Here is a 25,112-nt window from a genome sequence, read left to right as displayed (position 1 = left end):
GCTACTCGGCCTGGGCGAGCGCCGAAGACAGGACGTCCAGCTGCGCCATGCAGCCCTTTTCGATGAGCGCGGCGGCCAGACCCTCGGCATCTTCGGGCACCGCATCGAGCACCCGGAACGTGATCTCGCTGGGCTTCCCGTCGCCGCCGGCAATGACGTAGGTCGAGCCGTCGGTGATGGGCGCCTGCGAGAGATCCCAGACGGTGATCATGTCGCCGTCGTTGAAGTTCGCCTTGCTGGAGGCGGTCTTGCTGTCCATCCCGATCGCGTAGAGCTGTTCGCCGGCTGTGACAGGGCGCCACAACCGCACCTCGGAGGTGTCGGCGATGCACATCGGTCCCGCCTGGCGCACGTCCACGTACCACAGGTTCGGTCGCGTGACCGGACCTGCGTTCACGTCGCGAACGGCGCCCGTCCGCATCCGCTGGGCGGACCGCTGGCGGGTGATCAGCGCATAGGCGTTGCTGCGATCGTTGATTGCCGCGTTGGCGAGCACATAGGTGCCAGACCCGCGCAGGACGCGGGTGCCGTTCGCGCCGAGTACGGTCACCGTATCGCCGGCCTGGAGCACGATCTTGTCGGTCGCGCCGATCTTGCGGCCCACCGGGTACGTCTTGGCCGAGGGTCCGCTTGCCGCGACCACCACGTCGGCGGCGGCGGGGGCCACGGGCAGTGCCGCCACCACCAGGCCGGCGAATGCACGCGCGAGCCACTTGTTAGAATGCGACATATGCCCCCTCCTCGTTCAGGGTCCTGATTCTGCGTAGCAAATTATCGATCGCAATGTCAGCGTCATAGCGCCCGGCGATGGCATAAATCTGGCTGGCGGCCCGGTCGGGATCCTGCGCGGCGAGCGCAATCGCGGCACCCAGCGCGTCGCGATCCCCGGCCGACCAGTCAGGCGCCACGTCGTACACCTCGACGGGCTTGCTGCGTCCTCGTAGCACGATCCGGCCCATCGGTCGCCACCAATCGAGGTTGCTGCGCTCGACGATCTCGCGACTGGCGAGCATGCGGGTTTCAAGCGCCTTGTTCGCCGCCTCCAGCCGCGCGGCGGTGTTCATGCTGTCGCCGAGGGCGGTGTACTGGATGCGGTTCTCGCCGCCGAAATTGCCGACCACCGCTTCGCCGAAATGCAGGCCAACGCGCGTGCGGCCGATCGGGGGCAGGTCGGGTTCGGCGGCGGCGACGTCCGCGCGAAACGCCTCGCCCGCCTGCCACAGGGCATAGGCCCCCAGTGATGCGCGCTCGGCGTCGTCGGGCCGCGCGATCGGTGCGCCCCAGAACGCGACCACCGCATCGCCGACGAACTTGTCGAGCACTCCGCCGTGATCGAGCACGGCCTTGCTCAGCATCGAGAGGTAGCGGTTGACCAGCCGCGCCACGTGTTCCGGCTCGAGCGCATGGCTCATCTTGGTGAAGCCCTCGAGATCGCTGAACACCACGCACAGGTCGCTCTTCACTCCGTGAAGGCGGAGCAATTCGGGGTGCTCGATGATTTCTTCGGCCATCTCGCGCGGCAGGTACTTGCCGAGCGCCCCTTGCGCGAAGTTGCGCTGCACCGCGCCCGCCGTGCGCGCTGCCGAGGTCACCGCGGTGAAGGCGAGGATCCATCCGACCACCCATCCGACCGCGGGCAGTCCGTAGGTATCGACCCCTCTGAAGGCGAGCAGGAAGGGAATGCCCAGCATGATCGCGAACTGCACCACCAGCAGCAGGTAAATGCGCCAGCTGCCCCATTCGAGCAGGCCGGTGAGCACCGCCATCGTCACGAAGAGCGCCGCGAACGCCCAGAGCGTGACCGGCAGCGGCCGGGGCATCGCGCGCCCGTCGAGCATCTGCGCGATCATCGTCGCATGGACTTGGAGCCCGGCCGGCTCCGGCAGTCCCGCCCACTCGGTGAGCGGGGTCGCCACCCGGTCCGTATCGACGATGTCGCCCCCGATCAGCACGTAGCGTCCCTCTACCGCGGGGCGCAGGACGTCGTTCAGCGCGGGGTCGACGAATGTCTGGATCGGCAGCGACGTGAACTCGGGAATCTCGCGCGTGTTCGTCGTCATGCGATAACGGATCGCGCCGGAGTAACCGGGCAGCGTGCGGGCGCCCTCTCCAGCCTGCGCGAGCATCCGGCGGCCGAGAACGGGCGGCAGGTCGGCGCGGATGTCGGGCCAGACCCGCGTCACTCCGAAATTGTCGCTGATCCGCACGCTCGCCGGCTCGGACGTGCTGCCCACGAGCCGGTCGAGGAACGCCTGAAGGTACCGCTCCTGGTCGTAGCCGATGCTCGATGCGTTGGTCGCCACGTCGGCGTACCCGATGGCGACCGGAGTCTGCATCGTGCGCAAGACATCGACCAACTCGTCGTCCTCGTCCTGGGGCTGGTCGAACAGGATGTCGACCCCGATCGCCCTGGCTCCCATCGTGTCGAGGTTCGCCAGCGCCTTCGCGAGCATCCCGCGGTCGAGCGGCGAACGCTTGCGCAAGTCGGCCAGCGTCTGATCGTCGTAGACCACCAGCACCACGCGCTGGTCCTGGTCGATGCGCTCGCGGTCGGCGACGAGGTAGCTGCGCAGGTCGTACATCGCGCGCTCGGCAGGGCCGATTGCGGGCAGGTCGCTGTCTTCGGTGAAGCCCCACCCGAACCGCGCGATGACGAGCGCAACCAGCACCATGATGCCGGTCAGCGCCAGCCGCTTCGGCCCGGCCTCGCGCACGTTGCGCCAGCCTCGATAAAGGATGTTGGCGGCGACTCGATCGTTCACCGGCCCGCTCCCCTGCCGCCCTTCAATTGGTGTGGAACAGCGGTCGCTCCCCGTCGCCGATCAGTGCGAACCCGGACCAGTAGAACGGGTGCGAGGTATCGGGATCGTCCATCAGCCGGGTCTGGGCGGCCAGCAGCGCCGCACCGATACCGAGCGAGGGCGGTGCGTCGAAGAAGCTCTCGAACAGTCTCCGCGTCGCGCCGAACTCGTCCGGTGCGGGCCAGTGGCTGGCGATCACCTGCCTGCCGCCCGCGCCGATGAAGGCGCGCACCAGCCCGTCGAGCGCCTGCCCGCCGCCCCCTTCGATACCCGCCGCCTGCGTGGCCTCGAGCCCGGCCAGGCTCGCCGTGTTGCACGCCGAGAGAATGACGAGGTCGGCGTCGAGTTCGAGATCGAAGATCTCTCCGAACTGTAGCAGCCCGTCGGACCCCGCGTCTCCGAACGAGGTCAGCAGCGCCGGGCGCACCGGGCACGAGGTTTTCGGCGCGGTGACGATCCCGTGCGTGGCGAAATGGACGATGCGGAACCGGTCGAGGTCCCCGCGGCGCTCGATCGCGGTATCGGTGAACGCGGGGCCGGTGACGAGTTCCGAGCGGGCCTGTCCCAACTCGCGGCTGGCGAAGACGAGCTCGTCCGCCGCGATCGGCCGGTTCCAGGCGGCAAGCGGGATCGCGCAGTCGCCCGCCGCGCTGCCCGCGTCGCGGACGAGCGATGCCGGGGTCGCTTTCCCGACCGGTTCGTTGTGCCCGAGCCCGAGATAGAGCGAGGCCGCCTGGGAGGGCGGGGCCCGCCGCGCGTCGCGAAAGCTGGCGGGGGACAGCGCGGTGCTGATCGCGCGGCCGCGGCCGAGCCACTGGACGCCGCGGAAATCGTACTCGTCGCCGCCCTGCGCGACCCGCGCGTGATAGCTGTCGACCCCCGCCTGGTCGGTGACGAGCAGGTTCGCCGGCAGCTCCATCAGCGCCCCGTCGGGTTCGAAGACCAAGTGCCGTACGCCCGCCAGGTCGCCGGCGACCGGGCCGAACAGGGCATCGAACAGCGTCCGCGCACCGTCGACGTCGAACGGATAGGTGGCGACAATGCCGCCGACGGTCACCGAGATGCTGTCGCGCAGGACGTTGACGAGCCGGCGCACTTCGCCCGCGCTCGCCGGCACCTTCCACCCGGTCGATCTGGCGGGCGACAGGTAGACCGCGTAGATCGAGCCGCCAACCTCGACGAGCTGGAGATAGGCTTCGCCGGGCGACAGCAACTCCTCCATCTCTGCGAGCGAGAGGTAAGCGCGCGCCTGCGACCGGTACGCGGGATATGCCGAGAGCTTGTCGAGCAGTTCGACCTGGCTCTGCTGGAGCCTGGCGCGCCGGGCGTCGAGTTCGGCAAGCGCGGCAGGGTCGGGCGCCGGCCCGTCTGGCGCGAGGTACTGGGCGCGGGTCAGCTCGATCCGGTTGAGCTCGCGGCGAACCGCGGTCTCGCGGCGGAACAGGTCCGAGGCCGCGCCGTCGCCCGCCTCGAGACGGCGCGACAGCTGCGCCAGGGTCTGCGCCGCCCCGGGCCGTTCGATCAGCTGCGCTGCGGCGAACAGGTCGGCGACGCTTTCCGGGTTCCGGGGCGCGTCGGTCGTCAGCATGTCGAAGTATGGCACCAGCTGGTTTTCCAGCCCGACCAGCGCCGAGCGGTCCTCGGCGGTCGCGGCGACAATCTCCCGGTAAAGATCGCGGGCCTTGCCCGGCTCCCCGTGGCGGGCGAGAAACGCGGCGAGCCGCGCCTTGGCCGCGCTGAGCGAGGCGCTCTCGGGATAGCGCAGCGCGGTCAGCGCGAGCGCCTGGCGCAGCAGGTCCTCGGCCTCGGCATCCTGGCCGAGCGCCTCGTGCGAGAGCGCCATCTCGCTCATCAGCTGCGCTTCGAGGCGGGCGGTCGACAGCACCCGCCCCTCGCGCACCGCGGCGATCCGCCGGCGCGCGTCGGCCAGCGCAAGCAGCGCGTCGGCCGGCTTGCCTTCGAGCCGGTCGGCGGTCGCGGCAAGCTGGCGAGCCTGGCCGTCGATGATCGCTGCGCGCTCGGCGGTGGTCAGCCGGGTATCCTGCGAGACCGCGTCGGCAAGGCGGGCCGCGATCCCCGAATTGAGGCCGTTGGAAATGGCCCGGTCGATCTCCACCGCGCCGTCGCCGGCGGCCACCGGATCGACGAGTTCGGGGACCGGCCGCACGAGGATCTCGCGGGCGAGGGCCAGCCGGCCCCTGTTGATCGCGTCGATCGCCTCGAAATTGCGGAGCAGGCGCGACTGGATCGGATCGCGCAGTTGCATCGCGCGCGCTTCCTCGAAGATCCGGCCCGCCTCGAGGTATCGACCCATGTTGGACAGCTGCAGCGCGCGGTTGACCAGCACTTCGTGCCGCGCATTGGCGCGTTGGGCCGGGTCCTGGGCCATGCCCGCCGCGTTCGCGATCAGGTCGGGGCGAAAATATTCCTCCGCGCTCGAATAGTCGCCCGCGTTGTTCTCGCGGTAACCCTGGCCGATCAGCAGGCTGGCTTCGCCCAGGCTGGCCCGGGCGAGGGCGAGCGACCCGGCCCCCCCGGTGGTGACGATGTCGACGGTGCCGGGGACCACGCGGTTTTCCGCGATGCTCGCCAGCGCCAGCCGCAGCGCGCTGTCGAACGCGGCGATCCCCTCGACGACGGTGGTGCGCCCCGCGCGCGGCAGGCGGTAGCTTTTCCAGGCAAGGCCGCTGCCGGCCTCGCGGCAGTCGCGCACCGTGGTGCCCGGCGGTGCGCCGGGGGCCGCCTGGGGGGCGCCGCAGTCGAGTTCGGCGGAACGGTCCCCGGCCACCCGATCGTAGGCGTCGGGGGCGCCCCGCCAGCTGTAGGCGGCGCCCACCGGGCGGGTCACGTCGCGGCATATCAGCGCCCACTTGCGATCGTAGATCGAATGGCGCGCATCGCCCATGCGCACGCCCTGGGCCTCGCACAGTGCGCCCGCGCTCCCCAGCGCGAAGCGTTCGGCCGCAAGCGGCGGCGTGTCGGCCAGGGCCGTTTGCGCGCTGAGCGCGGCAATCGCCGCGATCGCTGTCCGCATGATGGTGAAACGCACGCAAATCCCCCCCAAACCCCGACTCAGAAGAGGTGGAGCAATCCTGCGCCCCCCGACCGCGATCGACAAGGGTGCCATTTTTACAAGGCGAATGAACGATTTGCGGCAAAGGTTGCGGGCGGCGTCCTTTTCGTATGTCTTGTGTGCCGAGAACAGAGCAGTCGGGTCGAGTCGCGCAATCAGGGGGATTTGCAATGGCCGTTTCCGACCACGTTGACTTCAACCAGTTCATGGACGGCGTGAAGCGCCGCAATCCGCACCAGCCCGAATTCGTTCAGGCGGTCCAGGAAGTGGCCGAGGACATCTTCGATTTCATCCAGGACAAGGAAGCCTACCACGAAGCGCAGATCCTGCGCCGCATCGCCGAGCCCGACCGGGTGATCTCTTTCCGGGTGTGCTGGGAGGACGACAACGGCAACGTGCGGGTCCAGCGCGGCTGGCGGGTACAGAACAACAATGCGATCGGGCCGTACAAGGGCGGCATCCGCTTTCATCCGAGCGTGACCGAGAGCGTGCTCAAGTTCCTCGCATTCGAGCAGACCTTCAAGAACGCCCTGACCGGCCTGCCGATGGGTGGCGGCAAGGGCGGCGCCAATTTCAATCCCAAGGGCAAGTCCACGCGCGAGATCATGCGCTTCTGCCAAAGCTTCATGACCGAGCTCTACCGTCACATCGGCGCCGATACCGATGTGCCGGCGGGCGACATCGGGGTCGGCGGGCGCGAGATCGGCTACATGTTCGGTCAGTACAAGCGGATCACCAACCGGTTCGAAGGCGTGCTGACCGGCAAGGGTCTCGAATGGGGCGGTTCGCTCATCCGCACCGAGGCGACCGGCTATGGCGCGGTCTATTTCCTTGCCGAGATGCTGGCGACCAAGGGCGACGATCTCGTCGGCAAGACCGCGGTGATCTCGGGCTCGGGCAACGTGGCGACGCACGCGGCGGAGAAGATCGTCCAGCTCGGCGGGAAGGTGCTCACGCTGTCGGATTCGGGCGGGTTCGTGCACGACCCCGATGGCTTCACCCAGGACAAGATCGACTGGGTCAAGGCGCACAAGACCCATCGGCGGGGGCGGATCAGCGAATATTGCGACGCGTTCAAGGGCGCGACCTTCCACGAAGGCAAGACCCCGTGGGGCGTCGCGTGCGACGTCGCGCTGCCCTGCGCGACCCAGAACGAGCTGCTCGGCGAGGATGCCAAGACGCTGGTCGCGAACGGGTGCAAGGCGGTGAGCGAGGGGGCCAACATGCCGACCGATCTCGCCGGCGTGCACGTGTTCAAGAACGCCAAGATCCTGTTCGCGCCCGGCAAGGCATCGAACGCGGGCGGGGTCGCCGTGTCCGGCCTCGAGATGAGCCAGAATTCCGAGCGCCGCGCGTGGAAGGAAGACGAACTGCAGCAGATGCTCAAGGACATTATGTCGGGGATCCACGACACCTGCCGCCAGTATGGCGACCAGGGCGGCGGCTACATCGACTACGTCAAGGGCGCCAACATCGGCGGCTTCAAGAAGGTGGCCGACGCGATGCTGGCGTTCGGCGTGGTGTGACCGTGGGGCGAGTCAGCTGCCCGCCATCCAGAAGATCACTGCGGCGAACAGCGCGATCGCGGTCCAGGCGAACAGGCTGAGCGCGAGCATCCGCCAGAGCGCGCCGAAGCGGCCGAGCGCGTATGTGCCGCGCAGTTGGCGATAGAGGTGGAACGGCGCGTAGAGCAGCACCAGCACGCCCGCTGCGCCCGATCCGGCGTAGATCAGCAGGCTCGCGACCGCGACGAGCGCGATCATGAACGCGATCGAATAGGTCACGAACACGGTGTGGTCGTAGCCGCGAAACCGCCTGCTGAACGGAAACAGGAGCCAGACGAAGGGGACCGAGATCGGGATCAGCATCCAGCTGAACTTGTAGGCGCTGGTCTGCGCCTTGTAGATCGCCAGCTGCGGGTTCTCGCTTACATGCTCGACTATCCGGCCAAGCTCGGTGTTCTTGGGAATCAGCTCTTCGGTAGTCCCGCCGCGCGGCTTGCCGCCAATCGCGCCCAGAACCGTCCGCAGGGTTTCCTCTTCGCTGCGCAAATCGGCGATCTCGGCGTCGATCTCGGCCCGGCGCGCCGGTTCCGCAGCGTCGCGGCGGGTCTCGAGCCGCTCGATCGTTGCCGCGGTGGTTTCCAGCCTCGCGCGGGCCTCAGCGGTCCCGTCGACCGCCGGGCTGCCCCCGCCCAGCGCGTTGAACAGGGCATAGCTCAGGAAGACGACGAAGAGGAACAAGGCGATCGGGCTGACATACCGTGCGCGCCGGCCGTCGATATATTCGCGGGTGAGCTGGCCCGGCTTCCACACCAGCAGCGGGATGGTGCGCCAGGTCTTGCCCTCGAAATGCAGTACGCCGTGGAGCAGGTCGTGGAAGAACGCCGCGAGCGTGCGGTGGACGTGCGCGCGCTGGCCGCAGGCGTGGCAGTGCGGTCCGACGAGCGCGGTGCCGCAGTTGAGGCAGGCGCCGCCGCCTGCGTGCCCGGTCGCATCGGTCGCGCCGCGTTCGCGCTCGATCGCGCTTGCCGCCGCCGCGCCGGTCCCGGCATCGGCGAGCCCTTCGGCCATGTCCGATAAGTCCCCCGTCATGAGGGGCATCTAGCGCGACAGCGCGCCGTGGGCAAAGAAAAGGGCCGCGCGGCGGCGGCCCTTCTCGCAACCGGAAAGCGAAATCTCAGCCTTCGTAGTCGCCGCCGACCGAGGTCTGGCGGGCAGGCGCGGACGCGGTGATCCGCAGCGCCTCGGCCGACTGGCTGAGGCTGCCGATCTCGTCGGCCTCGTCCTCGTCGTCGGGCAGGATCTTCTGCAGGCCGACGACGACCGATTCGTGCAGGTCCTTCGGGCCCACGGTCTGCTCGGCGATCTCGCGCAGGGCGACGACCGGGTTCTTGTCGCGGTCGCGATCGATGGTCAGTTCCGCGCCGCCCGAGATTTCGCGCGCGCGCTGCGCGGCGAGCAGGACGAGATCGAAACGGTTGGGAATCTTGTCGACGCAATCTTCGACGGTAACGCGCGCCATGTGGCACTCCGGTAAATCTGGTGCTTCGGGAAAGCGCGCCACCTAGGCGCAGGTGGTCGCCAAGTCAAGGAAATGCGCCTAGGCACCCACGCGATGGACTTCACCGAACCGCCGCCTTTTACCGTCGAGGCGCAAGGACAGAAGCTGACATTCTACCCCGGCGGCAGCGACCGGCGCGAGGCGCTGCTCGACCTCATCGCCTCGGCCCGCGAGTCGATCCGGATGTGCTTCTACATCTTCGCCGAGGATGCGAGCGGCGTGGCAGTGCGCGATGCCCTTACCGACGCCGCGCGGCGCGGGGTGGCGGTCGACCTCCTGCTCGACGGTTTCGGGGCCGAAGCGCGCGAAGCGTTCTTCGCCCCGATGCGCGCCGCCGGCGGCAAGCTGTCGTGCTTTTCCGCCAGGTGGAGCCAGCGATACCTGATCCGCAACCACCAGAAGATCGTGGTGATCGACGGCCGGATCGCGATGATCGGCGGCTTCAACGTCGAGGACAGCTATTTCGCACCGCCTGCCCGCAACGGCTGGGTCGACCTTGCGGTCACCGTCGAAGGTTCCGCGGTGGCAGAACTCTCCCGCTGGTACGACCGGCTCGACGCCTGGACGCACGCCGACCGGCAGAGCTGGCGCGCGGTGCGCCGGATGGTGCGCGAATGGGACCCGGGCGACGGACCCGTGCGGGTGCTCATCGGCGGGCCGACCAGGGGGCTGTCGAGCTGGGCGCGGTGTGTCCGGGCGGATCTTGTCGGTGCCCGCAGGCTGGACATGATCATGGCCTATTTTTCACCGTCGAACAAAGGCCTGCGGGCGATCGGCAACGTCGCGTGCCGCGAGGGTGCACGGCTGGTCATGGCCGGCAAGAGCGACAACGGCGCAACGGTCGGCGCGACCCGCTCGCTCTACGACTACCTGCTGAAGCGGCGGGCCAGGATCTGGGAATTCGTGGCCACCAAGCTGCATACCAAGCTGATCGTGATCGACGACATCAGCTACTTCGGCAGCGCAAACTTCGACATGCGCAGCCTGTACCTGAACCTTGAAGTCATGCTGCGGATCGAGGACGCCGAACTGGCGGCGCGATTGTCGGAATACGTCGACCGGCACATCGCCGCCTCGATCGAGATCACGCCCTCATTGCACAAGAAGCGGGGCGGCCTCTTGAACCGCCTCCGGTGGAATGCCTCGTGGTTCCTCGTCGCGGTGGTCGACTACACGGTGAGCCGCCGGCTCAACCTGGGTCTGTAGACGACGCGCGCACGATGCCCCGGGGCACGTCGTCGATGCCGGCCTAGTCGTACCCACCGTAGCCGCGCGCGTCGTCGGCGAGGTCGGAGAAGCGGGTGATCTTGGGCTCGAACTTGAGGCGCACCTTGCCGGTGGCGCCGTGGCGCTGCTTGGCGATGATCAGTTCGGCAAGGCCGTGGACGCGCTCCATCTCGGCGGCCCAGGCATTGTGCGCATCGTGCACCTTGGCGTCGTCGTCGGCCTGCGGAACCTTCGGCTCGCGCGCGGCGACGTAATAGTCCTCGCGGTAGACGAACCAGACCATGTCCGCGTCCTGCTCGATCGAGCCCGATTCGCGCAGGTCCGACAGCATCGGCCGCTTGTCCTCGCGCTGCTCGACCGCGCGGCTCAGCTGCGACAGCGCGATCACCGGCAGTTCGAGCTCCTTGGCGAGCGTCTTGAGGCCGCGGCTTATCTCGGAAATCTCGTTCACGCGGTTGTCGTTGGCGCGCCCCGTGCCCTGGAGCAGCTGGAGGTAGTCGACCACGATCAGCCCGATGTCGTGCTTGCGCTTGAGGCGCCGGGCGCGGGTGCGCAGCGCCGCGATCGTCAGCGCGGGGGTATCGTCGATGTAGAGCGGCAGCTCGGCGAGCTTCTGGCTGGCGAACGAAAGCTGCTGGAACTCCTCGCGGGAGAGCTTGCCCATGCGCAGCGCCGAGGACGAGATGCCCGCGGTTTCGGCAAGGATGCGCGTGGCGAGCTGGTCGGCGCTCATTTCCAGGCTGAAGAACGCGACCCCGGCGCCGACCGAATCCTTCGGCTCGATCCCGTCGCGCAGGTCGCGCAGCAGACGGTCGGCGCAATTGAAGGCGACGTTGGTCGCGAGCGAGGTCTTGCCCATGCCCGGCCGCCCGGCGAGGATCACGAGGTCGGAATCGTGCAGGCCGCCGATCTTGTCGTTGATCGACACGAACCCGGTCGTGGTGCCCGCGATATGCCCGCCCGAGCTGATCGCCTTCTCGATCTGGCGCAGCGCCTTGGTCGTCGCCATGCCGAACGACGAGGCTTCCGAATTGCTTGCCGCGCCTTCCGCGACCTCGAACAGCGCGGCCTCGGCCGCCTCGATCTGCTCCATCGGGGCGACCGATTCGCTGGTGTCGAGCGCCTTCTCGACGAGCGTGCGGCCGACGCTGACGAGCTCGCGCAGAAGCGCCAGGTCGTAGATCTGCTCGGCCAGTTCGCGCGGGGCGAGAAGGCCCTGGCCGTCGGCCGTCAGCCGCGCGAGATAGTTGATTCCGCCGAGTTCCCTGAGCGCCTCGTCGGCCTCGAAATAGGGCTTGAGCGTGACCGGGGTGACCACCGCGCCGCGGTCGAGCAGGGTCAGCACGCGTTCGAAGACCCGCTGGTGCACCGGTTCGAAGAAGTGCTGCGGGCGCAGGGGCGTGGGCAGCTCCTCGAGCACGCGGTTGTCGATCAGCGCCGCGCCGAGAAACGCCGCCTCCGCCTCGATGTTGGCCGGGAGCGCACGGATCGCGGGCGAATCGGTGTCGCTCGGGGCGGGGCGGAGGAGAAGGTCGGTGTCGGCCATGCGCGCTCAATGCGCGGGACTGGCGGGGCAGCGCAAGGGCCGCGATGTCACACCCGGCTGTGGATAGCGGGGATGGGCGACGGAAACCCTTGCCGCCGCCCCTTCGCATCTGCGAGAGGCAAGCCAGCATGGCCGACTATCGTATCGCGAAGATTGCGCTCGACGAGGACACGATCCTCTGGCGCAACGCGGACATCGAGCAGGAGCGGCGCGTCGCGATCTACGATCTCATCGAGGAAAACACCTTCAAGCCGCTGCGGGGGGTCGAGGCGGGACGCCACGGCCCCTACGACTTGCGCCTCGCGGTGCAGGACGGCCGGCTGGCGATGGCGATCGCCTCCGCAGGGGAGGACGAGCCGTTCGAGACGCTGGTGCTCGGCCTCGCGCGGTTCCGCCGGCCGATCCGCGAATACTTCGCGATCTGCGACAGCTACTACCAGGCGATCCGCAAGGCGACACCGGCGGAGATCGAGACGATCGACATGGCCCGCAGGGCGATCCACAACGACGCGGCCGACCTCCTTCTCGAGCGGCTCGAGGGCAAGGTCGAAACCGATCATCCCACCGCACGGCGCCTGTTCACGCTGATCTGCGTGCTCCATATCAAGGGCTGACAAGGGGGCGGGGTCGCGAATCGTGGGACGCAAGCGCAGATCGATCGGCTGGCGCGCGCGCGCGCTCGCGGCGCTGCTTCTCGCCGCCCTGGTCGCGGCGGGCTGGGGCTGGTGGCGGCTGCATCACTGGACCCCCGACGCGGCGGCCCTTCCCGACCAGGGGGCGGAAGTCTCGGCCGCCGACGGAGCGGTGCGGTTCGCCACGCTCAAGGCGCTGGGCGCAGGCTTCGTCTATCTCGATGCCGGCGATGGGGCGCGGCGCGACCCCGCGTTCGCCGCGAACCTGGCAGCCGCACGGGCAGCGGGCCTCAGCACCGGCGCGGTGCACCGCTTCGATCCCTGCCTGATGGCCGACGGCCAATCGGCGAGCTTCGTCGTCGTCGTTCCGCGCGGCGGCGACATGCTCCCGCCCGCGATCGCGCTCGACAAGACCGCGGACGACTGCCCTGTTCCTGTCGGCGAGGCCGAGGTCGAGAGCGAGCTGATGACGTTCATCAACCAGATCGAGGCGCATTCGGGCAAGCCGGCGATCCTGCAGGTGTCGCGGGCATTCGAAAACCGGTATGGCCTCGCCAGCCGTCTCGAGCGCAACCTGTGGGTCGTGGGGACCTGGCGCATGCCGACTTACGCCGGCCGGCCCTGGCTGATGTGGACCGCCAACGAGGGCTTGTGGAGCGACGCGTCCGACGGCCCCTTGCGTTGGGTAGTGGTCCGGCCCTGAAAACGCGCTAGGACACCGCGCATGACCGACGACGACCTGATCGCTGCCGCGCGCTCCGCTGCGGCGCAGTCCTATTCTCCCTATTCGCGCTTCGCGGTCGGGGCGGCACTGCTGTTTGACGACGGCAAGGTGGTGACCGGGACCAACATCGAGAACGCGAGCTACGGCCTCGCGCTGTGCGCCGAAACGGTCGCGGTATCCAAGGCGATGGCGGACGGAGCGCGGGGCGGGCTGGTCAGGGTCGCGGTCACCGGCCCGGGCGCCGGGGTGATCACCCCGTGCGGGCGCTGCCGGCAGGTCATCAACGAACTGGCCCAGCTCGGCGGGACCGATCCGGACATCCTGTGCGTGGGACCCGGCGAGGTGCGCCGCACGACGCTTTCGGCCCTGCTGCCCGACGCCTTCGGACCTGCCAGCCTGGGATGATCCACCGGCGCGGGATGCTGGCCGGGGCCGCGGCGCTCGCGGCGGTGCCCGTGCCGACAGGCGCGTCGGGTCGGCGGCCCGTTCGCAAGCCGCCGCTGCTCAACCCCGGCGATACGGTCGCGGTCGTCGCGCCGGCGAGTGCGGCGGACGCCGGCGACCAGATCGCGCGCGCCGACTGGTGGATCAGGGGCATGGGCCTCGTCCCGAAGTTCGGAGCACACGCGCAAGGGCGGTTCGGCTATCTCGCGGGGACCGACGCGGAACGGGCCGCGGATTTCAACGCGGCCTTTGCCGATCCGGCGGTCAAGGCGGTCTTCGCGGTGCGCGGCGGCTGGGGCGCGGCGCGGATCCTGCCGCTGGTGGACTGGGCGGCGGTCCGCGCGAATCCCAAGCTGCTCATCGGCTTCAGCGACGTGACCGCGCTGCATCTCGCGTTCGCGGCGCGCGCGGGTTACCCGACGATCCACGGCGGCAACGCCGCCAGCAGCTGGCCGCAAACCAGCTGGGGCAGCCTGTGGCAGCTGGCCTTCGCCGGTGCGACGCCCGTGCTCGGGGGAGCGGCTGTCGAAGCCGTGAGCGGCCGTGCGGCCCGCACGATCACTCCCGGTACGGCGCGCGGGCGCCTGCTGGGGGGCAACTTTACCATCCTGTCGACGCTGATGGGCACGCCGTGGCTGCCCGATTTCGCGGGCGCCATCCTGTTCCTCGAGGACCTCGACGAGGCCGAATACCGCGTGGACCGGATGTTCCAGCAGTTGACGCTCGCCGGGATCCTCGGGCGCGTCTCGGGCGTGGTGTTCGGCCAGTGCACCCGCTGTGCTACCACGGACCCCGATTACGCCGGGTTCACGCTCGACGAGGTCATCGACCAGTACCTGCGCCCGCTCGGCGTTCCCGCGTTCAGCGGCGCCGATATCGGCCACGTCTACGGCCAGCTTTGCCTGCCATCAGGAGCCGAGGTCGAAATCGACGCAGGCACCCGGACGATCCAGCTGCTGGAACCGGTTGTCGGCTAGGCGCTGCCGCCGTCTTCCAGCCATTCGAGCAGCGCGGCGAGGCAGTCGCGCGCCAGCAGCTTGCAGCGTTCCGGGCTCCAGCCCTGCTCGGCGTCGGGCAGGTCGTCGTTATCCTTGAACGGCATCTCGAGCGTCATCGAGCACGCGCCGAACCGCTCGGCGAGCTGGTTCGTGCTCATCGACAGGTTGGCCGTACCGGGCTTCGAGACGGCATACCCCTTGGCGGTCTGGAAATCGGGGGTGCGCCGTTCGAGGATGCGCTGGTAGCGGTAGTAGCTGTCGCCCAGCGCGTCGGTCCAGGAAGGGATGCCTTCGAACCCGGCGAGGAACACGGCGGCGATCGCCTCGTCGCCGTGGACGTCCATCGCGAAGTCGACCCCGGTCTCGTCCATCGCATTGCGGATCGCGAGAACCTCGGGCGACTTGTCTGCGCTCGGCTCGTGCCATTCGCGGTTGAGATTGGTGCCGACCGCGTTGGTGCGCAGGTGGCCGCGCCGGCTGCCGTCGGGGTTGCAGTTGGGCACGATGTGGAATCGGCACTTCTGCCGTAGTGCACGGGCGACCGGGTCGGCCGGATCGGTCAGGCATTCGAGCGCGCCTTCCATCCACCACTCGGCCATCGATTCGCCCGGATGCTGGCGGGCGTAGAGCCAGACCTGCGTGCCGCCGTCGCCCATCTCGAGGCAGTCGAGCGGTTGCCCGTCGAGCGTCTGGCCGAGGTGGCGATAGGTCACGCCCTCGCTCGCGGCGGCCTCGGCGACGAGGTCGTGGTGGCGCTCCATCGAATAGGGCGCGAAATAGGCGAACCAGGCGACATCGCTTGCCGGCGTGTAGCGGATCGTCAGGGTACCCCCGTCCGCATCCTTGTCGTAGGAGGTGTCGGCGCGGCCCCAGAAGTCGCGGTCCTCGGACACGCAGGCGCGGTAGCCGGGCCAGCCTTCGGGGTAGGCCGATGTGGCGAGGTCCACGATCCTGAGCTCGATCTCGCGGCCCGCCGCGCCGGTGACGCGGAAATGGAACCACTGGCGAAACTCGCTCATGTGGTCGGCCGGGATCGCGAGGCGCGCGTTGGCGCCGTCGATGCTCAGGACTTCGATGTTGCCGCTGTCGAACTGGCTGTCGATGCGGATCGGGGCGGAACCGGTTTCGGGTGCAATCATCGCGCCCCGATAGTCGCTCCTGATTCGCCTGGGAAGCCGGAGAAGAGCTTCTCGGCCATTTCGTTCGCGAGGTCGGGCGTGGCGGCGTCCTTCGACTTGACGCGCGGCGCCGCTTCGGCGCGACCTTCCCATGCGCGCGCCCCGTCGGCGGCGACGATGGCGACCGACAGCGTGCTGTCGAGCACGTCGCCGCTCTTGCCGCCCAGCCGGAAGCCGAGCCCGAGGCCGAGGTTGACGCCGCTGCGGCGTCCGTACCATCCGCCGCCCGAACCGGCGCCTACGCCGATGCTGACACCGGAGCGGGAGCGCGCAGCCTCGCTGCGGACCACTGCCTGGTCGAGCGACACCTCGGCCACGCGGGGAGCGTCGGACGCGATGGTGAAGCCCTGGCGGACCAGCGCTGCGGCGACCGCGTCGAGCCAGACCTGCGTTTCGAGGGCGTCGGCCGCCATGCCCGCCCCGGCGCGGACCGCGATCGGGCCGGGCGCGGCACCGGCGAGCGATTCGGCGGTATGGAAACGGGTCACCTCGACCTCGGTCGCAGCGGCGGGCGCGGCAAGCGCAAGCGCGGCAAGGGCGGTGAGCGATAGCTTGGCGATGTTCATGCAAGACCCCTATTGGATGGCGCGTTCATTAGCGGACGCCCAATGGCCGCGCGATGAATGGCCGATGCTGCCATACGGCGGCCTTGACGCGAATCGCGGGTCCCACTAGGGGCGCGGCTTGCTTTTTCCGGCATCGGGGCCATCTCCGGTGCCGAACTTTTTCCAAGGCCGAGTCATGAAAATCCGCAACAGCCTCAAGTCGCTCAAGGACCGTCACCGGGATTGCCGCGTGATCCGTCGTCGCGGCCGCACTTACGTGATCAACAAGACCAACCGCCGTTTCAAGGCCCGCCAGGGCTGATGATCCGCGCGCCGCGGCTTGCCCGCGGACGGTCGCAAATGCGCCCCTGCATTCGCGGGGGCTTTTTGCGTGTCTGATGCGCACGCCGGTCCTGTCGAGGCGGTGGTCTTCGACGTCGGCCGGGTTCTCGTGCAATGGGACCTCCGGGCGCTTTTCGCCAAGCTCATCCCCGATGGCGCCGAGCTGGACTGGTTCCTTGCCAACGTGGTGACCGAGGCGTGGCATTTCCAGCACGACGCCGGTCGCCCTCTTGGCGAAATGGTCCCCGAACTCCAGGCGCTCCATCCGGATCATGCGCACCTGATCGAAGCCTACGCGACGCGGTTCCTGGAGACGATCCCCGGACCGGTGCCCGGCACGTCCGCGCTCGTGGAGCGGCTCGCGGCGCGCGCGGTGCCGCTCTATGCGATCACCAATTTCGGGGCCGAGTTCTGGGCGCAGTTCCGTCCGACTTTCGCACCGCTCGACCACATGCGTGCGATCGTCGTTTCGGGCGAGGAGCGGATCGCCAAGCCCGATCCTGCGATATTCCGCCTCGCCGCCGACCGATTCGGCCATGACCCCGCGAAGATGCTCTTCATTGATGACAACGCGGCCAACGTCGACGCGGCCCGATCGCTGGGCTGGCAGGTGCATCATTTCTCGGATGCCACCGCGCTTGAGGCCGACCTCGCGCGGCGGGGCCTCGTCTAGGCCGAAAAAAGGGCCCCCGGCGTGGTTGCCGGAGGCCCTGGAAGGGCCACCCTGGGGTCGGAGAGGACGGGGGTGGTCGGGAACGGATTACTGGTCGTTGCAGCGGGCCAGGTCGTCGCCGTCGATCGGCTTGCCGTTCGCGACGAACGCGCTGATCGGTCCGACTTCCTTGGCGAGGCGCTTGCACACGATCACCGGCCGGCTGGTGCCCTTGTTCGCGGTGCAGGCGGTGTCGGCGCAGTTCCACAGCAGGCCGCTGGCAATCGTGCGCGCTTCTGCCGCGGGGACGGCGAGTTCGGCGTGGTAGAAGGCGGCGCCGGTCGCGGCCTGCGCCGGGGCGGGAGCGAGCGCGGCGCTGAAGGTCAGCGCGGTATAGGCCAGCGCGGCGACGACCGCGGCCGGCTTGATCGAGGTGGGGAGGGAGAAGGTCATGGTCGCATTCCTTTTCATCGAGCGGTTCAGCGGGCAGTCAGTTGCGAATCGATACCCGTTGCGAATCACTACCTATTAAATTAGATTGCAGGTTGCAACCTAAAACGTATCTTTTGCCGATTGAGCGGAAATGCGTTACGGCTACAAAGGGCGATCACGAGAGGATGACCATGGGCGATCTGCGCGAACCGCTGAACGAACTGACGGCCTGCGGGCTACCCGAAGCCCTCGAGGTCATGGGCGAACGCTGGAGTTTCATGATCCTGCGCGCCAGCTTCAACGGGCTCCATCATTTCGAGGAGTTCCTGACCGAGCTCGGCATCGCCCGGAACATCCTGTCGAACCGCCTCGCCAGGCTGGTCGAGCACGGCATCCTCGACCGCCAGCCCTGCGCCGACGATCGCCGCCGGATCGAGTATCGCCTGACCGCCAAGGGCTTCGACTTGCTGCCCGCGATGGTCGCGCTGCGCCAGTGGGGCCAGAAATACGGCGGCGCGTTCGTCGAGGACCCGGTCCTGGTCGATGAGGTCGACCGGCTGCCGATCGGCCCCACCTCGATCCTTTCGCACGACGGCCGCGTGCTCGGGCCCAAGGACCTGCGATTCGTGAAGCGCGAAGACCTCGGCGTGCGCGAAGACGGCAGTCGGGCGCGTCCGGCTGACGGGTTCGACCGCGCGACGGGCGAGGGCATCGGTCGCCCGCCCATCGCGGCGGTTCGCTGACAAGCTTTCCGGCCGATCCACCGACGACCCCTGACGGGCGCTACATCGTGGTGCGCGGCCGGTTGTGGCGCGCGACCGATCCCGGCCTGGCTGAAGAGGTCAGGCTGCGCCTGGTGCAGGACCTCATGGCAGCCCGGCGCGCGGTTCGCGCCGCCCGGGGCGATGCCGAGGCCACCCGCGCAGCCCGCGCCAGGGGCGATGCCGCCAAGGTCGCCCTCGGCGAGCGCGGCACGGTCTGGTGGGACGACGGCGCCCCCGACTACGATCGGCGAATGGCGAAGAACACGCCTTACGCCGACTGGTGGAAGACCCGGCGCGAGGACGCGGAGGGGTAGGATTGGGGCGCGGAGTCAGCCCCGCTTGAGGTCGTAGGTGATGCGGATGCGGACCCATTCGCCGACCATCACCCGCCCGCCGACCTGCGGAGGGCGAACCTTGAACTGCCATGCGGCGGCCAGCACGGCCCGACCCAGCCCCGCATTGCCGGGATATTCGTCGACGAGCACGCAGCTGTCGACCTTGAAGTCGGGCACGGTGCGGCAGTTGATCAGCGCATAGCCGGGGCTGGTGGCCGTTGACAGATACCCGCGCAGTTCGTCGGGATAGGGCTCGCGATACCAGCGCGCGGCGTAGACCGGCTCGCCGTTCGGCCCCGATCCGACGAGCTGCGAATCGCCCGCCAAAGCGCGATGCGCCGGGCCTGCGGGTCCGCCGTCGTTGCGGACGACCGCCCTGATTTTCGGCGTTTCCGGCGCAGGGGCGGGCTCGACCTTCGGGGACAGGGCCGCGGCGGGTGGCTGGACCGGCGGGAGCGGGACCGGCGGCGTCGGCCGGTCGGGCTCCGGTGTTGGTTGCGCGCGCGGCAGGGCGGTGGGCGCGGCGGCGTCCTTCTGCGGCTCTTCCGGCGTTTCTGGGGTTGGCTGGTCTGGCGCGAAATCGATCGTCGTCAACGCCTCGGCCGGCGCACGCGGACCGGTTATCCCCTTTCCCAGGGTGAGCAGGAGCAGCAGCAACCCGGCCTCGAGCAGGAGCGCGAGGCCCATGCTCCCGGCACGGCGCGGCCAGTCCGGCAGGCTCCTCGCCAACCGCCCCAGCGGGGATTGCATTGGTGCGTCAGTCTGGAGGGGAAGGTCGGCGCGCAACGGTATGAGGCATTCGTTCGTTCGGTGGACCCGGGTTCCGGGCCGGCGCCTCCACTTACACCGCTTGCCTGTGCTTGGCTATCGGGCGCTCCTGCGCGAGGTCCCGGGGGGCGGTCCGCGTGCCCGCCCCCCGGCCCTTCGGATCACATCTTGTAGTTGAGCTGCAGGTAACCGTAGCGGCCCGGGATGTCGTAGGTGGTCGGATCGTAGTTGGGCCCGGTGCAGGTGTTGCAGGGCGGGGGATCCTTGTCGAACAGGTTGATGATCCCGAGCGACAGGCGGAACTTGTCGCTGAGGAAGGCCGGCGAGAAGCCGAGCTGGACGTCGGTGTAGAACCGCGAATCCAGGGTGTTCCCGTCGCTTTCGACGACGCTGTCGATGTAGCGGCCGGTAAGCGATGCGTCGAACGCGCCGCTCGCCCAGCTCAGGACCCCGGTCGACTTGAACTTGGGATACGACTGGTCGGGGAAGCCCCGCGTGGTTCCGCGATAATCGATCGTCGCGCTACCGTTGTCGGTCGGGAACGTCTCCTCGTAGCGGTCGAGGAAGTTGGCGTTCAGCGACAGCCCGAAGGCGCCTGCGCCGCTGTCGCGGGTGCGCAGGTTGAACGTCACGTCGATGCCCGAGGTACGGATCTCGCCGATGTTCTGCAGCAGCCCGCGAATGCTCGAGATGATGCCGCTCGAGGTGCGGGTGACGTTGGCGCAGGAGGTCGGATCGGCCAGGAACGCGCAACGGGTGAGCGTCACCTGCGGGTTGATCGCCGCGATCGCCCCGTCGACGGTGATGTCATAGTAGTTCACCTCCAGCGCGAGTTCGCTGAGCGCGCCGCCCCGGGCCCAGGCCGGGCTGTATACCGCGCCGAACAGCCACGTCTCCGATGTTTCCGGAGCCAGCCCGGCGTTCCCGCCCGTCAGCGTCGGCAGCTGTCCGCCGTTGGGTTCGCGGTAGCTGCCCGATGCCGGGACGCCGTTGGCGATGCAGTTGGCGCGCACCGTGGTGTTGGTCTGGAACGGCGAGCCGGCGACGTTGGTGCAGGGGTCGTCGATCGGCGCGTCGGCGCGCGATTGCGCACCGAAAAGCTCGCCGAGCGCGGGGGCGCGGAAGCCTTCGGCGTAGGACGCGCGCAGCAGCAGGTCGGCGACCGGCTTCCACAGCGCGGTGCCGGTCAGGCTCGTGTTCGAGAATCCGGTCGAATAGTTCGCGTGGCGCGCCGCCCCGTCGAATTCGAGCAGCTCGAAGAACGGCGTGTTGGCCAGCAGCGGGATGCGAACCTCGCCGTAGAACTCGTCGGTGTTGTAGGAACCCGCCGCGGCCTGTGCGGGGATGTCCGCGCCAAGTCCCGCCTGGATGATCGGATCGGGCGTGAACGAGCCGGCCTGGTAGCGATGCTCGTAGCCCACCGCGAAGCCGACGGCGCCGCCCGGAAGGTCGAACAGGTCACCCGACAGGTTGACCGTGTAGTCGCGCAGCTTCTGGTCGGACCGGGACCTTTCGTCGAACGCGATGAAATCGAGCATCGCCGGGGTGATCGAGCCGGCGCCGCCGAAGATGTTCAGCGGCACGCAGGGTGCGGTGCAACTGGCGACCGGTCCCAGCGCCTGGGCTACCCGCGCGGCGTTGACGTTGCCGGTGAACAGCTGGTGCGCGTCGTTCCATCCGAAGACGGCGTTGACGTCCCAGTACCAGGTCCGCTCGCCCATGGCGAACTGCCCGTCGAGGGTGGTCGCTGCGGACCAGGTGTCGACCTGCTGGTTGTAGGTGCGCTGGCCGTTCTCGACGAGCCGGCGGCCGATGAAGCTGTAGGTCGCCGGCTGCCCGTTGGTGCCCGAGTTGAGCGTGATGCCGAACGGGTTGAACGGGTTGGTCGCGTCGATCGAAACGGTGTCGAGCAGGTTGCCGTTGCCCGCATCAGGCCCGATGAACAGCGGCAGGAAAGCCGCCTGGTTCTGCGAGTTGCGGCGGTTGTAGACCAGCCGGGTGCGCAGGTTGACCGCGTCGGAGAGTTCAACCCTGGCGCTCAGCCAGCCGCCGATGCGCTCGGACGGCGTGAGCAGAAGGTTGAACGGCGCGAAATTGAACCGGTCGGCACTGGTGAAGCGCTTGAAATCGCCGCCCACGAGCGTCGGGTCGTAGACCCCGCGCGTGTTGAGGGGGTAGTTGCGCACCGTGACGCTGCCGCCAGCGGGAAGCGACGGATTGCCGGGGTTGAACACGATCCGGCCGCCCAGCGTGCCCGACGAGCAGCCGCCCACCGGGTCGGTGCAGCTCGTCTGCCCCGGGTTGGGGAACTGGGTCAGCGCCCGATCGGCCGTGAGCACCGACTTCTGGTTGACGTAGTCGACCCCGAAGGCGACCGACACGCCGTCGCTGCCGGTGCCGTAGCTGATGCTGAGGTCGGTCGTCTGGCCGTCGCCTTCGGACAGATACTGCCCGTACTTGGCCGACGCCTGCAGACCATCCTGCTGGCTCTTGGTGATGATGTTCACCACGCCCGCGATCGCGTCGGAGCCGTAGAGCGGCGACTGGCCCGACTGGAGGACCTCGATCCGCTGGATCATGCCTTGCGGGATCGAGTTGAGGTCGATCGTCGAGGGGATGCCCGAAGCGGCGGTGGCGGGCACGTAGCGAAGCCCGTCGACGAGGACCAGAGTCCGCTTGGCCAGCAGGTAGCGCAAGTCGATTTCCGCGGTACCCGCGCCGACGCCGCCCCCGTCCTGCGGGTTGCCGATGTTGCCGGAGTTGTTGACCTTCGTGTTGAGGCCGCCGGCGGCGCTGGGCAGGCGCTGGAGAATGTCCGCCACCGACGAAAGGCCGGTCTGGTCGAGCGCGCTCTCGTCGAGGCTGATGACGGGCGACGGGTTGTCGAGCGGATCGCGGCGTATGCGCGAACCGGTCACGATGATCGCCTGACCTTCGGCGGGGGCGGCGTCGGCTCCAGCGCCGACAGAGGCGTCCTGCGCAAGCACGGCGGACGGGGCGAGCAGCGGCAGGATCGAGCAACCCGCCGCCAGAAGAATGGATGCACGCATGATCGTGGCCTCGTTCTTGTAATGATGATGCTCGATCTCGCTCTCTTCTTTGCCTTTTCGGAATGGAAAAGTCTCAGCTGCGTAAAAAACCGGTCTATCGTCGCAAATTTGGCACAGTGCGTGGTTCAGGCCCGCGGCGACTGGCGGCGATAGCTGAGCGCCTCGGCAACGTGGATGCGACCCACCGTTTCTGCCCCAGCGAGGTCGGCGATCGTCCGGGCGACCCGCAGGACGCGGGTATAGCCGCGCGCCGATAGCCGCATCGCCGCGGCAGCCTGCATGAGCAGCTTGCGACCCGCCTCGTCGGGGGTGGAGAAGCGTTCGAGCGCGCTGCCTTCCAGCTCGGCGTTGGTCCGCGCGCCCGTTTCGCCCGTCCGTGCGGTCTGCAGGGCGCGCGCGGCGGCGACCCTGGCGCCGACTTCGGCGCTGCCCTCGCCAGGCGGCGGCAAGGCGAGGTCGGCGGCGCTGACCGGGTCGACCTCGACGTGCAGGTCGATGCGGTCGAGCATCGGGCCCGACACCTTGCCCTGGTAATCGGCCGCGCACCGCGGGGCACGGCTGCACGCGAGTGCCGCATCGCCGAGGTGCCCGCAGCGGCACGGGTTCATCGCCGCGACCAGCTGGACCCGCGCGGGGAAGCTGACGTGGGCGTTGGCGCGCGCGACGTCGACCTTTCCCGTCTCGAGCGGCTGGCGCAGCGAATCGAGCACCGCGCGCTGGAATTCGGGCAGTTCGTCGAGGAACAGGACGCCGAGGTGCGCAAGGCTGACCTCGCCCGGCTTCACCTTGAGCCCGCCGCCCGTCAGCGCCGCCATGCTCGCCGAATGGTGCGGCGCGCGGAACGGGCGCGCGCGGCTGATCCGCCCGCTCTCGAGCAGGCCCGCGACCGAGGCGACCATGCTCGTCTCGAGCGCCTCGGCGGGGGTGAGCGGCGGCAGGATCCCCGGAAGGCAGCTCGCCATCAGCGACTTGCCCGCGCCCGGCGGGCCGATCATCAACAGGTTGTGGCCGCCCGCGGCCGCGATCTCGAGCGCGCGCTTGGCGGTTTCCTGCCCTTTGACCTGCCTGAGATCGGGGCCGTACGCCGGCTCCTCGACCTGCCCGGGGGCCGGGTCTGGAAGGCGCTGCGTGCCCTTGAGGTGGTTCAGCAGGCTGACGAGGTCCGGGGCCGCGATCACCGGCACCCCGCTGGCCCAGCGCGCCTCGCTTCCCTGCGCGGCCGGACAGATCAGGCCGGCCTCCTGCTCGCTGGCATGGATCGCGGCCAGCAGAACGCCGGGGGACGGCGCAATCCGGCCGTCGAGCGCGAGCTCGCCCACCGCGATCCAGTCTCCCAGCTGCTCGGCATCGGTCACCCCCATCGCCGCCAGCAGCGCGAGCGCGATCGGCAGATCGTAGTGGCTGCCTTCCTTGGGCAGGTCGGCGGGAGACAGGTTGATCGTGATCCGCTTGGGCGGCAGCGACAGGCCCATCGCGGCCAGCGCGGCCTGCACCCGCTCGCGGCTCTCGCCGACCGCCTTGTCGGGCAGGCCCACGAGGCTAAACCGCGGCATCCCCGCGGCGATCTGGCACTGCACCTCGACGGCGCGCGCCTCGAGCCCGAGATAAGCCACGGTACGAACCAGTGCGACCACGAAACCCCCCCAAGTAATCAGTGGCTTGTGGCGGTATTTCGGGCCGAAGTCGAGGGCGCCGGGGCGCGGGATCTTAAGGGCTCGGTAACCATGATGCTTGGACCTTTCGCAAGCAGGTGCGGGCTAGGCGAAACGGATGCGTTGCGCCCTCATCCTCGTCGCGCTTGCCGCGTCGCTCGCCGCCTCTCCGGTGGCGGCGGGGGATCGTGCAGACACCGGTGCCGAGCGCACGGTGATTGTGACGGCACCCGCGGCGGCTGACGGCGTGGCCGCCTACGGTCCGTTCCGCGTGCTGGATGCAAGCCGCGCCGCGCTGGTGGACGCGACGGACAGTGCCAGCGTGCGCGCGTTCCAGGCCATGCTGCGCGACCACCCGGGCATCGCCGTGATCGAGATGGTCGAGTGTCCGGGCACCGACGACGACAGCGCCAACCTGCGGCTGGGCCGGATGATTCGCGCACGGGGCATCGCCACGCACGTGCCGAGCGGGGGATCGGTCCGTTCGGGCGCGGTCGAGCTGTTTCTGGCCGGCAGCAGCCGCCTGATCGACGACGGCGCGGAGTTCGCCGTTCACGCCTGGCGGGACAGCGACGGGCGCGAACCGGGCGATTACGCGGCCGATTCGCCCTACAACCGGGCCTATGTCGAATATTACCGCGAAATGGGGGTGGCCGATCCGCAGGCCTTCTACGACATGACCAACGCGGTGCCCAATTCGGATGCGCGCTGGTTGACCGCACAGGACATGCGCGGCTGGCTGGGCGATCCGCGCGACGGCGACGTGACGGTCACCGTCCGCGAGGCGGGTACGACCGAAGCGCCGAGCATCGCCTACCTTGACTTGGGCGTCGGCTTCCCATAGTGGCCCGCCCCTGAAGGCGGTCCGCCAGCTTGCGTTGGCATG

General features: G+C 69.0%; 23 protein-coding genes. 11 read left to right on the top strand and 12 right to left on the bottom strand.

Annotated features, from left to right (window positions below):
- Position 1 precedes the first annotated feature (1 nt).
- From N0B51_RS00570 to N0B51_RS00560, 3 genes are read right to left on the bottom strand one after another with little or no spacing between them, the layout of a single operon-like run.
- Positions 2 to 730, bottom strand: a complete 729-nt coding sequence (locus N0B51_RS00570; protein WP_259960243.1) for a hypothetical protein — start codon at positions 728 to 730, stop codon at positions 2 to 4.
- Complete coding sequence (locus N0B51_RS00565) at positions 717 to 2,762, bottom strand: adenylate/guanylate cyclase domain-containing protein (RefSeq protein ID WP_259960242.1); 2,046 nt, start codon at positions 2,760 to 2,762, stop codon at positions 717 to 719. The genes N0B51_RS00570 and N0B51_RS00565 overlap by 14 nt, the downstream gene beginning before the upstream one ends.
- A 22-nt stretch (positions 2,763 to 2,784) precedes the next feature.
- Positions 2,785 to 5,850 carry a CHAT domain-containing protein gene (locus N0B51_RS00560; RefSeq protein ID WP_259960241.1) on the bottom strand — a complete coding sequence of 1,022 codons (3,066 nt, stop codon included), beginning with the start codon at positions 5,848 to 5,850 and terminating at the stop codon, positions 2,785 to 2,787.
- Positions 5,851 to 6,044: 194 nt separating this feature from the next.
- On the opposite strand from N0B51_RS00560, the gene gdhA reads away from it, so the two are divergent.
- Positions 6,045 to 7,400, top strand: a complete 1,356-nt coding sequence (gene gdhA, locus N0B51_RS00555) for an NADP-specific glutamate dehydrogenase (protein WP_259960240.1) — start codon at positions 6,045 to 6,047, stop codon at positions 7,398 to 7,400.
- A 12-nt stretch (positions 7,401 to 7,412) separates the two neighbouring features.
- Here the strand turns inward: gdhA and N0B51_RS00550 are convergent, their stop codons facing one another.
- Both N0B51_RS00550 and rpoZ read right to left on the bottom strand, forming a co-directional pair.
- Positions 7,413 to 8,468, bottom strand: coding sequence for a DUF3667 domain-containing protein (locus N0B51_RS00550; protein ID WP_259960239.1), 1,056 nt, complete (start codon positions 8,466 to 8,468; stop codon positions 7,413 to 7,415).
- An 85-nt stretch (positions 8,469 to 8,553) separates the two neighbouring features.
- Positions 8,554 to 8,898: a DNA-directed RNA polymerase subunit omega gene (gene rpoZ / locus N0B51_RS00545; RefSeq protein WP_259960238.1), complete on the bottom strand. Its 345-nt coding sequence runs from the start codon at positions 8,896 to 8,898 to the stop codon at positions 8,554 to 8,556.
- Positions 8,899 to 8,970: 72 nt separating this feature from the next.
- Here rpoZ and N0B51_RS00540 point away from each other — a divergent pair, with 72 nt between their 5' ends.
- Positions 8,971 to 10,143: a phospholipase D-like domain-containing protein gene (locus N0B51_RS00540; RefSeq protein ID WP_259960237.1), complete on the top strand. Its 1,173-nt coding sequence runs from the start codon at positions 8,971 to 8,973 to the stop codon at positions 10,141 to 10,143.
- 43 nt (positions 10,144 to 10,186) lie between these two features.
- Here the strand turns inward: N0B51_RS00540 and N0B51_RS00535 are convergent, their stop codons facing one another.
- The gene (locus N0B51_RS00535) at positions 10,187 to 11,710 is read right to left on the bottom strand and encodes a replicative DNA helicase (RefSeq protein ID WP_259960236.1); all 1,524 of its coding nucleotides are present in this window, start codon (positions 11,708 to 11,710) and stop codon (positions 10,187 to 10,189) included.
- 128 nt (positions 11,711 to 11,838) lie between these two features.
- On the opposite strand from N0B51_RS00535, the gene N0B51_RS00530 reads away from it, so the two are divergent.
- The 4 genes from N0B51_RS00530 to N0B51_RS00515 are packed head-to-tail and all read left to right on the top strand — an operon-like array spanning position 11,839 to position 14,487.
- The gene (locus N0B51_RS00530; RefSeq protein WP_259960235.1) at positions 11,839 to 12,324 is read left to right on the top strand and encodes a UPF0262 family protein; all 486 of its coding nucleotides are present in this window, start codon (positions 11,839 to 11,841) and stop codon (positions 12,322 to 12,324) included.
- A gap of 22 nt (positions 12,325 to 12,346) precedes the next feature.
- Positions 12,347 to 13,045: a glycoside hydrolase family 25 protein gene (locus tag N0B51_RS00525; protein WP_259960234.1), complete on the top strand. Its 699-nt coding sequence runs from the start codon at positions 12,347 to 12,349 to the stop codon at positions 13,043 to 13,045.
- A gap of 21 nt (positions 13,046 to 13,066) precedes the next feature.
- Positions 13,067 to 13,471, top strand: a complete 405-nt coding sequence (locus N0B51_RS00520; protein WP_259960233.1) for a cytidine deaminase — start codon at positions 13,067 to 13,069, stop codon at positions 13,469 to 13,471.
- Positions 13,468 to 14,487 carry a S66 peptidase family protein gene (locus N0B51_RS00515; RefSeq protein WP_259960232.1) on the top strand — a complete coding sequence of 340 codons (1,020 nt, stop codon included), beginning with the start codon at positions 13,468 to 13,470 and terminating at the stop codon, positions 14,485 to 14,487. The genes N0B51_RS00520 and N0B51_RS00515 overlap by 4 nt, the downstream gene beginning before the upstream one ends.
- On the opposite strand, the gene N0B51_RS00510 is transcribed toward N0B51_RS00515, so the two are convergent.
- Together N0B51_RS00510 and N0B51_RS00505 are read right to left on the bottom strand one after the other, a co-directional pair.
- Entirely contained in the window at positions 14,484 to 15,647 is a 1,164-nt protein-coding gene (locus N0B51_RS00510; protein WP_259960231.1) for a M14 family metallopeptidase, read from the bottom strand. The genes N0B51_RS00515 and N0B51_RS00510 overlap by 4 nt on opposite strands.
- Positions 15,644 to 16,252 carry a DUF4136 domain-containing protein gene (locus N0B51_RS00505; RefSeq protein WP_259960230.1) on the bottom strand — a complete coding sequence of 203 codons (609 nt, stop codon included), beginning with the start codon at positions 16,250 to 16,252 and terminating at the stop codon, positions 15,644 to 15,646. Before N0B51_RS00505 ends, N0B51_RS00510 begins: the two co-directional genes overlap by 4 nt.
- Before the next feature lie 175 nt (positions 16,253 to 16,427).
- Here N0B51_RS00505 and ykgO point away from each other — a divergent pair, with 175 nt between their 5' ends.
- Entirely contained in the window at positions 16,428 to 16,553 is a 126-nt protein-coding gene (ykgO, locus tag N0B51_RS00500) for a type B 50S ribosomal protein L36 (protein WP_029941846.1), read from the top strand.
- Positions 16,554 to 16,622: 69 nt separating this feature from the next.
- Positions 16,623 to 17,246 carry an HAD family hydrolase gene (locus N0B51_RS00495; RefSeq protein ID WP_259960229.1) on the top strand — a complete coding sequence of 208 codons (624 nt, stop codon included), beginning with the start codon at positions 16,623 to 16,625 and terminating at the stop codon, positions 17,244 to 17,246.
- A gap of 87 nt (positions 17,247 to 17,333) precedes the next feature.
- Here the strand turns inward: N0B51_RS00495 and N0B51_RS00490 are convergent, their stop codons facing one another.
- Positions 17,334 to 17,678 carry a CC_3452 family protein gene (locus tag N0B51_RS00490; RefSeq protein WP_259960228.1) on the bottom strand — a complete coding sequence of 115 codons (345 nt, stop codon included), beginning with the start codon at positions 17,676 to 17,678 and terminating at the stop codon, positions 17,334 to 17,336.
- A gap of 170 nt (positions 17,679 to 17,848) precedes the next feature.
- On the opposite strand from N0B51_RS00490, the gene N0B51_RS00485 reads away from it, so the two are divergent.
- Both N0B51_RS00485 and N0B51_RS00480 read left to right on the top strand, forming a co-directional pair.
- Positions 17,849 to 18,400 carry a winged helix-turn-helix transcriptional regulator gene (locus N0B51_RS00485; protein WP_259960777.1) on the top strand — a complete coding sequence of 184 codons (552 nt, stop codon included), beginning with the start codon at positions 17,849 to 17,851 and terminating at the stop codon, positions 18,398 to 18,400.
- A gap of 47 nt (positions 18,401 to 18,447) precedes the next feature.
- Positions 18,448 to 18,735: a hypothetical protein gene (locus N0B51_RS00480; protein WP_311201814.1), complete on the top strand. Its 288-nt coding sequence runs from the start codon at positions 18,448 to 18,450 to the stop codon at positions 18,733 to 18,735.
- A gap of 15 nt (positions 18,736 to 18,750) precedes the next feature.
- Here N0B51_RS00480 and N0B51_RS00475 read toward each other — a convergent pair whose 3' ends face one another.
- From N0B51_RS00475 to N0B51_RS00465, 3 genes are all read right to left on the bottom strand, one after another.
- A complete protein-coding gene (locus N0B51_RS00475; protein WP_259960226.1) occupies positions 18,751 to 19,506 on the bottom strand; it encodes an energy transducer TonB in 756 nt (251 codons plus the stop codon).
- Between the two features lie 179 nt (positions 19,507 to 19,685).
- Positions 19,686 to 22,574, bottom strand: coding sequence for a TonB-dependent receptor domain-containing protein (locus tag N0B51_RS00470; RefSeq protein WP_259960225.1), 2,889 nt, complete (start codon positions 22,572 to 22,574; stop codon positions 19,686 to 19,688).
- 125 nt (positions 22,575 to 22,699) lie between these two features.
- Positions 22,700 to 24,208 carry a YifB family Mg chelatase-like AAA ATPase gene (locus tag N0B51_RS00465; protein ID WP_259960224.1) on the bottom strand — a complete coding sequence of 503 codons (1,509 nt, stop codon included), beginning with the start codon at positions 24,206 to 24,208 and terminating at the stop codon, positions 22,700 to 22,702.
- Positions 24,209 to 24,344: 136 nt separating this feature from the next.
- Here N0B51_RS00465 and N0B51_RS00460 point away from each other — a divergent pair, with 136 nt between their 5' ends.
- Positions 24,345 to 25,070: an alpha/beta hydrolase gene (locus tag N0B51_RS00460; RefSeq protein ID WP_259960223.1), complete on the top strand. Its 726-nt coding sequence runs from the start codon at positions 24,345 to 24,347 to the stop codon at positions 25,068 to 25,070.
- The last annotated feature ends 42 nt before the right edge of the window (positions 25,071 to 25,112 follow it).

Origin of the sequence: Tsuneonella litorea, assembly GCF_025154015.1 — a bacterium.
Lineage (GTDB): Bacteria > Pseudomonadota > Alphaproteobacteria > Sphingomonadales > Sphingomonadaceae > Tsuneonella > Tsuneonella litorea.
This window is presented reverse-complemented; position numbering and strand designations above follow the sequence as displayed.

Excerpts from the sequence above, each read along its gene's own strand:
- N0B51_RS00570 (WP_259960243.1), bottom strand. The coding sequence starts at position 730 with ATGTCGCATTCTAACAAGTGGCTCGCGCGTGCATTCGCCGGCCTGGTG.
- gdhA (WP_259960240.1), top strand. The coding sequence starts at position 6,045 with ATGGCCGTTTCCGACCACGTTGACTTCAACCAGTTCATGGACGGCGTG.
- N0B51_RS00550 (WP_259960239.1), bottom strand. The coding sequence starts at position 8,468 with ATGACGGGGGACTTATCGGACATGGCCGAAGGGCTCGCCGATGCCGGG.
- rpoZ (WP_259960238.1), bottom strand. The coding sequence starts at position 8,898 with ATGGCGCGCGTTACCGTCGAAGATTGCGTCGACAAGATTCCCAACCGT.
- N0B51_RS00540 (WP_259960237.1), top strand. The coding sequence starts at position 8,971 with ATGCGCCTAGGCACCCACGCGATGGACTTCACCGAACCGCCGCCTTTT.
- N0B51_RS00535 (WP_259960236.1), bottom strand. The coding sequence starts at position 11,710 with ATGGCCGACACCGACCTTCTCCTCCGCCCCGCCCCGAGCGACACCGAT.
- N0B51_RS00530 (WP_259960235.1), top strand. The coding sequence starts at position 11,839 with ATGGCCGACTATCGTATCGCGAAGATTGCGCTCGACGAGGACACGATC.
- N0B51_RS00520 (WP_259960233.1), top strand. The coding sequence starts at position 13,067 with ATGACCGACGACGACCTGATCGCTGCCGCGCGCTCCGCTGCGGCGCAG.
- N0B51_RS00515 (WP_259960232.1), top strand. The coding sequence starts at position 13,468 with ATGATCCACCGGCGCGGGATGCTGGCCGGGGCCGCGGCGCTCGCGGCG.
- N0B51_RS00510 (WP_259960231.1), bottom strand. The coding sequence starts at position 15,647 with ATGATTGCACCCGAAACCGGTTCCGCCCCGATCCGCATCGACAGCCAG.
- N0B51_RS00505 (WP_259960230.1), bottom strand. The coding sequence starts at position 16,252 with ATGAACATCGCCAAGCTATCGCTCACCGCCCTTGCCGCGCTTGCGCTT.
- ykgO (WP_029941846.1), top strand. The coding sequence starts at position 16,428 with ATGAAAATCCGCAACAGCCTCAAGTCGCTCAAGGACCGTCACCGGGAT.
- N0B51_RS00490 (WP_259960228.1), bottom strand. The coding sequence starts at position 17,678 with ATGACCTTCTCCCTCCCCACCTCGATCAAGCCGGCCGCGGTCGTCGCC.
- N0B51_RS00485 (WP_259960777.1), top strand. The coding sequence starts at position 17,849 with ATGGGCGATCTGCGCGAACCGCTGAACGAACTGACGGCCTGCGGGCTA.
- N0B51_RS00475 (WP_259960226.1), bottom strand. The coding sequence starts at position 19,506 with ATGCAATCCCCGCTGGGGCGGTTGGCGAGGAGCCTGCCGGACTGGCCG.
- N0B51_RS00470 (WP_259960225.1), bottom strand. The coding sequence starts at position 22,574 with ATGCGTGCATCCATTCTTCTGGCGGCGGGTTGCTCGATCCTGCCGCTG.
- N0B51_RS00460 (WP_259960223.1), top strand. The coding sequence starts at position 24,345 with ATGCGTTGCGCCCTCATCCTCGTCGCGCTTGCCGCGTCGCTCGCCGCC.